This is a genomic window from Sphingorhabdus sp., assembly GCF_040079335.1.
GTDB lineage: Bacteria > Pseudomonadota > Alphaproteobacteria > Sphingomonadales > Sphingomonadaceae > Sphingorhabdus_B.
Genome location: NZ_JBEBKL010000063.1, coordinates 1 through 11,265 on the forward strand (window position 1 = coordinate 1; position 11,265 = coordinate 11,265).

Sequence of the window (11,265 nt, forward strand, 5' to 3'; positions counted from 1 at the left end):
TTCCATGATCACTCTTGTCCAGTTCCCGTCCTATTTCGACATCGCCAACCCCAGCCCTTTCTGCATGAAAGTCGAGATTTTACTGAAAATGGCCGGGCTAGACTATGCGATTGAAGTTCAGTCCGATCCAACCAAAGGCCCAAAGGGCAAGCTGCCTTGCATCCGCGATGGTGTGAACAAGATCGGTGATTCCGCGCTGATCCAGTCTTATCTGGAATCGCGCTACGCGGTTGATTTCAACGCCGGTCTATCGGCTGCCGAGCGGGCTGTCTCGCACGCCTTCATGCGGATGTGCGAAGAGCGGCTCTATTGGTGCATGGTCTATAGCCGCTGGATCGATGATATGAATTGGCCGGTGCTGCGCCAGCAATTCTTTGGCAATCTCCCGCCGATTGTTCGCTCGATCGTCCCGATGATCGCGCAGAAGCAGCTGCGCCGGAACCTGCAAGGCCAGGGCCTCGGTCGCCACTCTGCCCTGGAAATTTACGCCTTTGGTGAGGCCGATATTGACGCGCTGGCGGTGCAGCTCGGCGCGAAGCCCTTCATGATGGGCGATGCTCCCACCAGCCTCGATGCAATGGCTTACCCGCAATTGGCCAACCTGCTGCTGCCACAGTTGCCCAGCCCCATGACCAAGGCGGTGCAGGCGCGACCGACTCTTTTGGGTTATGTCGAGCGTTGCACAGCTCTGTGGTATGGCTGAGGCTTTGCTAACGACTGAGCGCTCTGAAAATCGGCACGCCACATCTAGCCATCGAGCTTCATCGCGATCTGCTCTGCACGCTGTAATGGACAAGCTTGAGCGTGGACATATCAATCGTCGCAGCGAACGGCGCGACGCTGGGTTCGGTCGGGAATTTCTCCCCAGCGCGGGTCGCATCTTCCATGCTCGCCCATTCAACGACATCGACCCAATCGCCATCACTCGAGCGGCCGATCCGTCGCCGCACAAATCCCTTTTGCCTTTGCAGGAATGCATTCGACGCAGGGACACTGCGATGGAACGCATCCCCGGTGATACCAGACGCTAACCGAAACGATGCGACCTCTAGGACACCATCGAGCGGGATTTGCGTGCGATAGCGTGCGAAGATTGAGGTGCCGCCGACCAGAACGGCGGCGGCAGCGAGCACTAATCCTGTGATGAAAAGGCGAGTTGATTTAGGGTGAGAACTGGAGCTGGACTGGGACTGCATGAACGGGGCCTCGCGAGGACAATGGCCCATACTTAGCGCTGTTCTGCTGACAGCGTGGTGTCAGCAGGAACCAGGATTAGCCGAAAAAGAAGCCTGTGATCGCTCGCAGGCGGCCGTCGTCGGAAAGCTCGCCAAAGCTGGTGCCGTCCTGCAAGGCGCTGCCGTCGGGGCCGAGCATCTGCCAATTGGAAAGGCTGCGACCATTGTGGTGGGCAACGCTGTTGATCCGGAACGTGCAACCCGGCGCACTTTCCTGAAATCCACCCATATAGCCCGACAATGCCTCACGGCCTTCGACCAGGCCGTTGGGGTCGCAATAGGTCGCATCGTCGGCAAGGCAGGCCATTAGTTCGCCGCCGCGCCGTTCTGCGGGTGCGGACCAGATGGCTGAATAGCGGTACCAGAGTTCTTCAGGCGACATTGGGTTCTCCTTCCAATTGATCGAATTCGGCCTGCACCATCGCTTCGAGTGCGGGCTTGTTCCACCCGGCGCGCACAAGCACGAGAATGCCTTGATAGAGCGCCAGCAGCTTGACGCTTTGTGTCGCCGGCAGCCGCTGCCCAAACAGGTCGGCGAGAATCTCAAGCGCAGCATGGACCGCGGCGGGTTGCGCATCGCTGCCGCCAAACTCCACTGCAGAGTTGGTGATCAGGCAGCCCAATGTTCCGTCATCCGGTTCATACATCAGCGAAATGAACAGCGCGCGAAGGCCAGCGAGCCCTGCCTCGGGCGGGGCATGCTCAGCGATGCGTGCACGCAGTACATGTTCGACATAGTGCGCAAAAGCAGCCCGGAAGAGCCCCTGCTTGTCGCCAAAGCTGTTGTAGATGCTACCTGCCTTGAGACCGGTGGCGTCTTCCAGTGTACGGATCGACACGGACTCGAAACCGCCGCGGCGGAAAGCTTCCATCGCCGACGTTAAAACGGCACTCGGATCAAATTCGCACACGCGTGCCATCGCCGACTCTCATTCTTTAGCAGATGTTCTAGAATAACTGCTAAAGAATGAGAGTCAATGCTGAATTGGTGGTGCCAAAGCAGCAACACAAAACACCTTACTCCTCTGTGATCCGTGTCGCCCTTGCTCCGCTGAATGCCGACACGCAAAATGGCACCAGATAGTTCAGTCCGAGGCGCGGCCAGTCAATCGCTGCGCCATGCCAGACTGCAGCACCTTGATTTATCAGGTTGAGGCAAGTGCCGACCAACAGCGCGACGTGCAGCGCAGTGGCGATAACGGCTGGACGTGTCACACTGTGCCAGAAGGTGGGGCGTTGCTGCATGGCTTCAGGTGGGAAAACACTTCCCAAAGGCCAGCAGATAGCGCGGATTGCCACGGATGCGAAGTTTGCCTCCGACCAGCATCGATAGCAGTCCCCGCTCCTTGTAGATGAAGGCGAACCAGGCCCGCGCATCGACCCGCACGCGCAGCGTTGGCTTGCCATGGTGGCCGTCCTCGACCGTCAATTTGCGGTTGCGGATGACGATGGTGGCCTCATGGCACTCGCTGCCGGTGAAAGTAAAATGATAGGTGCAATCGAACCCTTTGGCCTGATCGCGCTGGAACACGAGCCGCAAACTTCGCAGGAAGTTCGGGACATTGCGCGGACGTAGACCGCTGCCGACCTTGCGTAGCGGTTTGTGCGGGAAGCGTCTGGCAGCATAGGCCTCGGCGTCCGAGCCCGGCACGACGTAAAGCGGCTCGACCTTGGCCTGGAGCGGATCGACCACATCCTTGAGGTATTGCTTCTTGTCGAGCTGATAGCGCTCGATCAGATTCTCGCCGGCCGGGCACACGGCCATGCAGTAAGCTGCCTTGTAGTTGGGGCCATAGGCGAGGCTTTGCCACATCGACGCCTGTTCGGAATCGCTGACCTTGCCGCGCAGCGCGACTGCGCTGCCGCTGTCGGCAATCCGCTCGGTCCATTCGGCGAAACCGCCCATGAATTCACGGTAGTTGTGGGTATAGCAGGCTGAAAAATCGAACGCGCCATCGGACTTTATCGCGCCGACCGGGCAAGCGGCAACGCACAGCTTGCATTCGAAACAGGGGTTGAAGTCGATCGGGACCGATTGTTCGGCAAGTTCTGCTTCGAGGATTACCGAACCAAGCAGAATGAAATTGCCAAAGCGCGGATGGATCACGTTGCGGTGCACGCCGATTTGACCAAGCCCGGCGGCAACCGCAGCTGTCTTGTGCGACACCGCCCACAACCGCCCGCCCGGGAACTGGTCCATTTCCATTGGGAACGCCGAGGATGGATTAAGCGCGGCTACCCCCATATCGCCGAGCTTGTGGACGATCGCGGCGGCAACAATGTCGGCGTGGTCGATCTTGGTGTGGAATTCGCGGTTGGCGATCGAACGCCAGGGGGTGCGGACACTCTCGACATTCATGCGCACAACGAACGAAATCACACTGCGCGCGCGGGCAAAGGCGCTGAGGATATGGGGCCGATCACCGGCCATTTCCTCGCGGTCGATCGAGATCGCCCCGGCATCGTCAGCGCCGCATTCGATGGCCAGCGCTATCAACGCCTGGCGGCTCAGTTCAACCACCCGGCAACATCCACCCTGCCAGGCGCCGGGTCGCGGCCAGACTGCTCCACGCTACCGTCGCGAATAGCGCGGCATCGCCGGAAAAGTGCTGGCGAAACGCAGCAATCATCGCGTCATCAACGCGGTAGGCGGCCAAGGCGGTCTGCAGTGCGAGCCGCGCGGAAGCCTGATGTTCCGCGTGCACAAGTCCGGCGACAGCTTCGTCGAGCCAGCGGTTGGACAGTGGCATATCTTCACCGCCCCACGCCTCGATCCTCTCCAGCACCACCACGCGGGCCGGTTCGGGAACATGCTCCCGGCCGGCTGCTTCAACTGCCGCATTGAACCGCGCCAGCCCGCCAGCGATGGCCGGATCGGCTGCGGCCCAGGCAAATTCCGAGGGCAAAGCTGCATCAGGCAGCAATTGCAGCGATTCTCCAGGAACAGCGCGTGCGGAAAGCAGATGCTTGCCTACGGTCCCACCGAAAGCGCGTCCAAAGAGCTTGCGCGACAGGGGCGAGCGCAGCGGCAGCGGGGCGGCACTTTCCTTGAGGAACACACTGACCAATCGGTTGATGTAATGAAACAGCACCGCAGTTCCGAGCATCTGCGGCACCAGCCTGGCCGGGAATGGCGGATGTTCAAGCTCGGGCGCGCCATACTCCCCGGTCGCTTTGGCCCAGGCAATCAGGACGTCCTCGCCGCCGCCCGCGTTGCGGATGCTGTCGGCCAGTGCATGATCGCCACCGGCATCGAGCATCGCAGTGTGGATATCGATGCAGTAAGGGCACTGATTGGCCAGCGACACCCCCGATGCCACCGCCTCGCGCACCGCGCGATGGTCAGGGTCTACGATAAAGGCTTCGCGCATTGCGGTCCAGGCCCCGGCCAGAACTTCGGGGCAAACCGAATGGATCGTGAGCGGCGGGACCAGCGCAAACTCCCGGTCGAGCGCGGTATAGACCTCAGCGACCAGTCCGGTCGCCTTGGCCCGCTTGACCGGGGTAAGGTGACGCACGCTGCTGCCGGTCATGGACTGGATGAACGACATCAGCGCGTTCCGCCCAACGCAGGCACTCGTGCCGCGCGGCGCTCCTGCGCCAGTTTGCGCAGGATCAGAATGTGCAGAAACAGCGCTGTCTCCACCAGAACGCCAGGAAGCCAGACGAATGGAGTGTGCGTGATCCAGCCATTGGTGCGGTCCGGGCCGAACGCTGCGAAGGCAGGCATCGATGAGACCGCGATGACCACCACTGCCAGCAGCAGTCCCAGCCCCAGCGCACTCCAGGCCAAAACCAGTCCTCGCGGCGCGCGACCCTGCGCCGCGAGGACACCCAGAACGAGCGCGCTCGCCCCGGTTACGACATCGAAATTGACCCCGGTCCAAGTCATTTGTGGCGGCATGATCTGTTCGGCCGCAGCCCGGTGCATCAGCAGTTCGAGCGGCAGGCGGAAGCCCTGGAGGCCGATCAGCAGCGCCAGCGGAGTGGTTTCTGCGATCCGTGCGCCAAGCGGCGACCGGGCCACCCTGACGACCAGCACTGTCAATGGGACCATCATCAGCAGAAGCGGTGGCGGCAGAAAATCGGTGCGCGCCAAGAACCCGGACTTTGCCAGCAAGAATTCGGCCGCCATCAGTGCCGCCACACCGATCACCGCGATCAGAGTTGTGCGCCGTGCCGCACGCGCCATCAGCAGCACGATCAGCGCAGCCATCAGCAAGGCCAGTCCGGCGATGCCGAAGGTGACCAGATCGCTTGCTTCGCTGGGCGGCCTCATTGGCCTACCTGCTCTCGTAATGCTGAAAGCTCGGCTTCGAGCCGGTCAAGCCGCATCGCAGCGATCTCGGTGTCGCTGAGTTCAAGCGCCGCGCCGAACGCCAGAATGAAGCGGGCAAAGCGGTGCCACATCCCGGAAGTTGGTTCGTGTTCAACAGCTTCGGAAGGCAAGACAGCGACTCCTTTTGGATGATGATTGCAATCCATACTGTTGGATGATAGATAACATCCTAAGAGTCAAGCCCGGCGTAGCGGGGCGCACACGAGGAAAGACAGTTATGCGGATGTCCCGCGAAGCCATGGCGCAGCACCATCAGGAGATCGTGACAGCGGGCGCGCGTTTGCTGCGTGAACGCGGGATCGAGGGGCTAAGCGTGGCCGATCTGATGCAGGCTGCCGGATTGACCCACGGCGGGTTCTACCGTCACTTTGCCTCAAAAGATGCCTTCGTCTGCGAGGCAACGGACGCGGCCTTTGGCGGTGTTGCCGGAATGCGCAATGCGGCCGGTCCAGATAGCTCGGCTGGCGAACAATTGGCTGCTTTCAGCGATTTTTACCTCAGTCAGGCCCATTGCGGCGAGCCGGGTATTGGCTGCCCGATCGCGGCCTATGGAGCCGAAGCGGCGCGAGCGTCAGGGGAAGTCCGGGCGCGTTTCAACGCCGGGGTTGAGGGGGTCGTCGAATGGATTGCCGAGCGTCTCGATGGACCAGAGGTGCAGCGCCGCCGGCGTGCTGCTGAGATGCTCGCGGTGATGGTGGGTGCGGTTGTTGCGGCCAGAGCCGTCGGCTCCGCCGGGTTGACGGATTTGATCTTGTCATCGGCCAGGCAGCGTACTGCTGAATTGGCTGCTGCCGTTCATTAGGTCCGCTTTTCTTGCCCGCCTTTTCGGGCTGACCGGTGACACCACATTTGCCCCCTGTTCGGATCATTGTTGCTCCGCTGTGCCGATTGGCCCGTCGGTTGCGCCTGTGATCGCATTCGAACTGCAAAAGCGGTCAGAATGCCTTGACTCTTTAGATTATGTATATAATCCATAAATGGATTGTGATTATAATCTAAAGGAGCAGTGATGGCACAGCACCGAGTGAGTTCGGCAGATCAGGCACCATGGTGGCGACGCTGGGGCGCGGCATTCGCAGCATTTGCCGAGGCCATGGACATGAGCCCAGGCGAATTTCAGGATCGCCGTCTCGCCAAAGTTGAAGCCGAATTGGCCGAACTCAAGCGCCGGTTGCCAGGAGCGTGACAACCGTTCGCCCGGCAAACAAAGTGCTGGTCACCGGCGCGACCGGCAAGACCGGCGAGGCGCTGGTGCGTGAACTGTTGGCAAGAGGGCAGCCTGTGCGGGCACTGGTGCACAGGCGAGATCAGCGGAGTGAACAGCTGATCGGGCTAGGGGCCGAAGTGGTTGTCGCCGACATGTTCGACGCGATGGACCTCGCCCATGCGCTGAATGGCTGCGACCGCGCCTATTACTGTCCGCCGTGGCACCCGCTGATGATCCAAAGCGCGGCGGCCTTTGCAATTGCCGCGCAGCGCACCGGCCTGGGGTCGCTGGTCCATCTTAGCCAGTGGCTCGCCAGTCCGGACAATCCGTCTCTGGCCTCGCGGCAGAACTGGTTGGTCGAGGAACTGTTCGGCGCACTTCCCGGGATCAATGTGGTTACGCTCAATCCTGGCTTTTTCGCCGACAATTACCTGCGGTTGATCGATTTCGCGGCGCAACTCGGCATATTCCCGATGCCTACGAGCGGCAGTCAGAATGCCCCGCCGTCAAATGAAGACATTGCGCGCTTGGCTGCTGCCGTCCTGCTCAATCCTGCGCGTCATGCCGGGCAGGTCTATCGCCCAACCGGACCAGACCTGCTGTCGGCCCGCGACATGGCGGAGATCATGGGAAGTGTTCTGGGCCGCAAGGTTCGACATATCGACATGCCGATGTTCATGTTCCTCAAAGCTGCACGAGCGTTGGGAGTTAGCGCGTTCGAACAGAGTGGCATCCGGCACTATTTCGCCGAGCACAAGCTGGGGGCTTTCGCCTATCAGGCGCCGACCGACCATGTGTTTAAGGTCACCGGGACGGCACCCGAAAGCTTCGAGACCACCGTGCGGCGCTATGCCGGACGCCCCGAGGCGCAGCGCAGTCTTGGCAACACACTTTCGGCCCTGGGCACGTTCATGCGGATCGGGATGACACCGGCCCATAACCTCGACCGGTTCGACGCGATGCAGCAGCATCCGATTCCAGCGCGGCCCAGTCTGGCGATCAACGACCCCGTCTGGCGGGAGACCCGCCGGGAATCATTGTCGCAGCCATGATCAGTTGAGCGGGAATGCCGCCAGGAATTTTTTGGCTGAGGCAATTTGACCGGGCGGGAGCTGCCGCAGGATCCCTGTTGGGCTCCGCAAGGCGCTGACCAGACAAGGGAAGCTGACGTCAGTTGGCGTATCCGGCTTGCCTAGGCCATAGGAATAGCTGCCGGACGTGACCCTCACCCAGGCTCGCCAGTCGCCATGTTCAAATTGCGCTAGAACCGGCGCCGCAAGATCGGCGTTCGGCACAAACAGCGCTTTAAGCGCCAGCAAGTCCCAGTCGGGGAAATGCAGGCCGTCCGAGTCAGCGGGTATCGGCACCCATTGCAGGCTCCACCGGACCATTTGCAGAACCATCGGTTCGAGCGCGCGGCCCATGTCGCTCAACGCATAAGGATCCCGCGGGCCACCATTCACGACCAAGCCCGCTGCCGCCATATCCTTCAACCGCCGCGCCAGCAAATTGGTGCCCATACCCTTCAACCGCCTCTCCAGTTCGGAAAAGCGGCGCGGCGCGATCAAGAGGTCGCGAACGATCAGCAGTGTCCAACGCTCGCCAAGCAGATCGGCGGCGCGGGCGATCCCGCAGTTCTGGCGGTAGCTTCGTTCAAGCATCTTGCGTCAATCGCCTATCAAGCCTAGCAAAGCAATCACTATATTTTATTAAAGTGATTAGAGACATGAACCTGACCAGCGCCCTACGCGCAAATGCCGCATTTACCGCCGCTTGTGCGCTCACGTGCCTTGCTCTGACTGACCCCGTCACCAGCCATGCCGCCATTCCGGACCGGCTGTGGACGGTGGGGTTGGGGCTGATGCTGGCGCTTTACGTGCCGATCCTGCTGTTTGCCGCCGCTAGACCGATGGTCTGGTTGGTCAGGACAATAATCACGCTCGATTGGAGCTACGCAGTGATCGCGACGGCATTCTTCCTGATACACTTTGATCGGGCTGATGGCCCGGGAATTGCGCTGATGATCGTCTCAACTTCGTTGGTCGCCTTGTTCGCTTGGCTGCAAATGCGCGGGCTGGCGGCGATGCAGCAGAAGGTGGCGCAATGACCGGTTCGGGGCTTGAATTCCTCCACGACCCGGCGCGCGACTGCAAGGGCAAACCGCCGCTGTTGTTCATTCACGGCGGCTTTCATGGCGCGTGGTGCTGGGCGGAGCATTTCATGCCGTGGTTCGCCGGGCGCGGCTTTGATTGCCACGCCATCAGTTACCGCGATCATGGGAGCAGCAAACGAACCGGACGGCACGCCAGCTGGCGACTCAAAGACTATGTCGATGACGTCCGCTGGGCTGCAGAACAGTTGCCAACGCGCCCGATCCTCATTGGCCATTCGTTGGGCGGAAGCATTGCGCAAAAGCTGGCGGCTGAGTCTAGCTATCCAGGTTTGGTTCTGCTGGCTCCGTCACCGATTGGCGGATCGAACCGGGCAGCTATGCGGATGATGGCGTCGCATCCGGCGGCGATGTGGCGCGCGCTGGTGGCTGGGCAGATGGACGCCGCCTTGCCAGCGTTCATGCGCTTCTTCGTGTCGCCGGATCTTCCTGCCCATGGACGCAAGGCGCTGCAAGCGCGCTGCACCGGACTGACGTCAAGTAAATCGGCAAACGACGCCTTCTATTTTGACACACCTAAACCACGGCCGCTCGGTACTCCAACGCTGGTCGTCTCTGGCGAAAATGACTGGTCGATCCCCCGCTACAAGAATGAAAGGCTCGCCTTGGCCTATGGCGGAGACCATATCACCGTACCGACTGCACACGACATAATGTGTGACACACGGTGGGAAGCAGCTGCGGAGCAGGTTCTTGTCTGGCTCGACTCGCAGTTCGGGCGATAGGCGACAGATCTGGCGCAAGCATTGGCAAGTAGGCACGGAAAAGATGGCGTGATCGCTGGTCTGAAACGTCAGGAGGCCGAAACCCTCATCAAATGCTCACTCAGTGCAATTGCAGCTCCGCGCGGACTCTGCGCGACAGACCAGCAACCACAAGTTCGTGTGAGCGTGCCAGATGTTCCTTGAGTTCATCGTCGCTCAAACTAGGCAGAGCGTAACGCTGGATCCACTTCATGCCTCGCGAGGCAAGATTGGGCGTCGGCCTGAGGCCTGGCATGGAGCGCAAAGTCCGCGCGAAGCGAAAGTCTTTGCCGGTGGTTGAGTGCAGCTCTGTGCAGATTTTCGGTTCGGTCGGACCCTATCCCCCCGGTCTTTCGGGTTCCGATCACTGCATCCGCTCTGGCCCAAGCGATGCAACTGGAGCGGCGGGCCGGGTCGCCTTTGACCCGCCGCTCCCCCTGTTTTTGTGTGCTGCCGGCGAGCGCGGAACGCCGCAGCTTCGCCAAACGATCAACGGGCCGTGCTACTGCGCCAATGTGCGGGACTTTGCCCGACCAGTGCCTTGAACGCGCGGCTGAACGCTGCGGTATCCTGATAGCCCACCAGGGCGGCAATCTCGGACAAGCCCAGCTGGGTCTCGGCGAGCTTGCGGCACGCAATGTTCATCCGCCACTGAGAGACATAGGCCATGACACTCTGACCCATGGTCTCACGAAAGCGGGCCGCAAAGCGGGATGGGGAAATCGCCGCAGCTTGTGCCAACATTTCGACAGTCAGCGGTTCGCCAATCTGCTGATGGATCACCGCCAGTGCACGACCGACCTTGGGATCTTGCAGGGCCTTGAACCATCCCGCGCGTTCGACGCCAGCCGAACGGGCATGATCCTTGAGCGCTTCGGCGAACAGGATCTCGATTAAGCGCGAAGCCGCGAAACTGTCCTGCTCGCTGCGGGCAAGCTCCAGTTCGATCATCGCGATGATGTGGGCGAGCATCGGGTTGGCGCCCGGCGCGCAGGTGTCCACTATAAGGACCCGGGGTAGAGCTGCGATCAAGGGATTGAGGCTGTCGCTGCGAAGCGAAAATCCACCGCAGACCAGCTCGGTTCCGCTACCTGCAGGTAAGCGCCCTTCGTTGGTCATGCGCCAGCGTCCGGTCGTCAGGACGTTCTCAAATGCGCGAACGCCAGCACCCTTGCCCTGCGACATCCGGTGCGCCGATCCATCGGTGCACATAACAATCTGACCATGCTCAAGCCTAATCGGAGCTTCGCCCTCGAAATGAAGGTCGAAGTTTCCCTCGAGCACAAGATGGAACGGGACCACCCTGACATTGCCCGGCAGCTTCATAAGTTCGCGCAGGTCTTCAGCGCTCGGCACATCGACCGCCCAAGGCGGGCGATGGTGGCCGTGGAGCAGTATGCTGCCTTCGACCCTGAGGCTTGTGAGCGCATCCTCGAACGGTTGCGGGACCAAGGGTTCGGCCCAACGTGGGCCGACGCGCAATTCAGTCGTATCTGCAATGAATTCAGCGGTTCTGGACATAGGGGCGAACATTCTTCCTGCTATTCTATCGTCAGGCCTCGGCACTTGCC

16 protein-coding genes are annotated in these 11,265 nt (G+C 60.9%); 6 read left to right on the plus strand and 10 right to left on the minus strand.

The window, feature by feature from the left end; translation table 11 throughout:
• A partial coding sequence (locus ABL922_RS13190) for a glutathione S-transferase family protein (RefSeq protein ID WP_349024675.1) occupies nt 1–703 on the plus strand: 703 nt, incomplete at its 5' end.
• 58 nt (nt 704–761) lie between these two features.
• Here the strand turns inward: ABL922_RS13190 and ABL922_RS13195 are convergent.
• The 8 genes from ABL922_RS13195 to ABL922_RS13230 all read right to left on the minus strand — a co-directional run bounded on the left by ABL922_RS13195 (nt 762) and on the right by ABL922_RS13230 (nt 5,684).
• Nucleotides 762–1,133: a hypothetical protein gene (locus tag ABL922_RS13195; protein WP_349024676.1), complete on the minus strand. Its 372-nt coding sequence runs from the start codon at nt 1,131–1,133 to the stop codon at nt 762–764.
• 139 nt (nt 1,134–1,272) lie between these two features.
• Entirely contained in the window at nt 1,273–1,617 is a 345-nt protein-coding gene (locus ABL922_RS13200) for a nuclear transport factor 2 family protein (RefSeq protein WP_349024677.1), read from the minus strand.
• Nucleotides 1,607–2,155 (minus strand): TetR/AcrR family transcriptional regulator, encoded by a 549-nt coding sequence (locus ABL922_RS13205; protein ID WP_349024678.1) that lies wholly within the window; start codon nt 2,153–2,155, stop codon nt 1,607–1,609. The genes ABL922_RS13200 and ABL922_RS13205 overlap by 11 nt, the downstream gene beginning before the upstream one ends.
• A gap of 97 nt (nt 2,156–2,252) precedes the next feature.
• A complete protein-coding gene (gene nrtS / locus ABL922_RS13210; protein ID WP_349024679.1) occupies nt 2,253–2,480 on the minus strand; it encodes a nitrate/nitrite transporter NrtS in 228 nt (75 codons plus the stop codon).
• A 4-nt stretch (nt 2,481–2,484) separates the two neighbouring features.
• Nucleotides 2,485–3,756, minus strand: coding sequence for an SCP2 sterol-binding domain-containing protein (locus ABL922_RS13215; protein ID WP_349024680.1), 1,272 nt, complete (start codon nt 3,754–3,756; stop codon nt 2,485–2,487).
• Nucleotides 3,749–4,786, minus strand: a complete 1,038-nt coding sequence (locus ABL922_RS13220; RefSeq protein ID WP_349024681.1) for a carboxymuconolactone decarboxylase family protein — start codon at nt 4,784–4,786, stop codon at nt 3,749–3,751. The genes ABL922_RS13215 and ABL922_RS13220 overlap by 8 nt, the downstream gene beginning before the upstream one ends.
• Nucleotides 4,786–5,514 carry a hypothetical protein gene (locus ABL922_RS13225; RefSeq protein ID WP_349024682.1) on the minus strand — a complete coding sequence of 243 codons (729 nt, stop codon included), beginning with the start codon at nt 5,512–5,514 and terminating at the stop codon, nt 4,786–4,788. Before ABL922_RS13225 ends, ABL922_RS13220 begins: the two co-directional genes overlap by 1 nt.
• The gene (locus tag ABL922_RS13230) at nt 5,511–5,684 is read right to left on the minus strand and encodes a hypothetical protein (RefSeq protein WP_349024683.1); all 174 of its coding nucleotides are present in this window, start codon (nt 5,682–5,684) and stop codon (nt 5,511–5,513) included. Before ABL922_RS13230 ends, ABL922_RS13225 begins: the two co-directional genes overlap by 4 nt.
• 107 nt (nt 5,685–5,791) lie before the next feature.
• On the opposite strand from ABL922_RS13230, the gene ABL922_RS13235 reads away from it, so the two are divergent.
• The 3 genes from ABL922_RS13235 to ABL922_RS13245 all read left to right on the plus strand — a co-directional run bounded on the left by ABL922_RS13235 (nt 5,792) and on the right by ABL922_RS13245 (nt 7,833).
• Nucleotides 5,792–6,376 carry a TetR/AcrR family transcriptional regulator gene (locus ABL922_RS13235; protein WP_349024684.1) on the plus strand — a complete coding sequence of 195 codons (585 nt, stop codon included), beginning with the start codon at nt 5,792–5,794 and terminating at the stop codon, nt 6,374–6,376.
• A gap of 207 nt (nt 6,377–6,583) precedes the next feature.
• Nucleotides 6,584–6,760 carry a hypothetical protein gene (locus ABL922_RS13240; RefSeq protein WP_349024685.1) on the plus strand — a complete coding sequence of 59 codons (177 nt, stop codon included), beginning with the start codon at nt 6,584–6,586 and terminating at the stop codon, nt 6,758–6,760.
• On the plus strand, nt 6,757–7,833 hold the full coding sequence (locus ABL922_RS13245; RefSeq protein ID WP_349024686.1) for an NmrA family NAD(P)-binding protein: 1,077 nt from the start codon (nt 6,757–6,759) through the stop codon (nt 7,831–7,833). The genes ABL922_RS13240 and ABL922_RS13245 overlap by 4 nt, the downstream gene beginning before the upstream one ends.
• Here the strand turns inward: ABL922_RS13245 and ABL922_RS13250 are convergent, their stop codons facing one another.
• A complete protein-coding gene (locus tag ABL922_RS13250; protein ID WP_349024687.1) occupies nt 7,834–8,442 on the minus strand; it encodes a helix-turn-helix domain-containing protein in 609 nt (202 codons plus the stop codon).
• A 65-nt stretch (nt 8,443–8,507) separates the two neighbouring features.
• On the opposite strand from ABL922_RS13250, the gene ABL922_RS13255 reads away from it, so the two are divergent.
• Nucleotides 8,508–8,888: a hypothetical protein gene (locus tag ABL922_RS13255; protein WP_349024688.1), complete on the plus strand. Its 381-nt coding sequence runs from the start codon at nt 8,508–8,510 to the stop codon at nt 8,886–8,888.
• Complete coding sequence (locus ABL922_RS13260) at nt 8,837–9,676, plus strand: alpha/beta fold hydrolase (RefSeq protein WP_349024689.1); 840 nt, start codon at nt 8,837–8,839, stop codon at nt 9,674–9,676. The genes ABL922_RS13255 and ABL922_RS13260 overlap by 52 nt, the downstream gene beginning before the upstream one ends.
• Nucleotides 9,677–10,183: 507 nt before the next feature.
• Here the strand turns inward: ABL922_RS13260 and ABL922_RS13265 are convergent.
• Nucleotides 10,184–11,215: an AraC family transcriptional regulator gene (locus ABL922_RS13265; protein WP_349024690.1), complete on the minus strand. Its 1,032-nt coding sequence runs from the start codon at nt 11,213–11,215 to the stop codon at nt 10,184–10,186.
• Nucleotides 11,216–11,265: the final 50 nt, after the last annotated feature.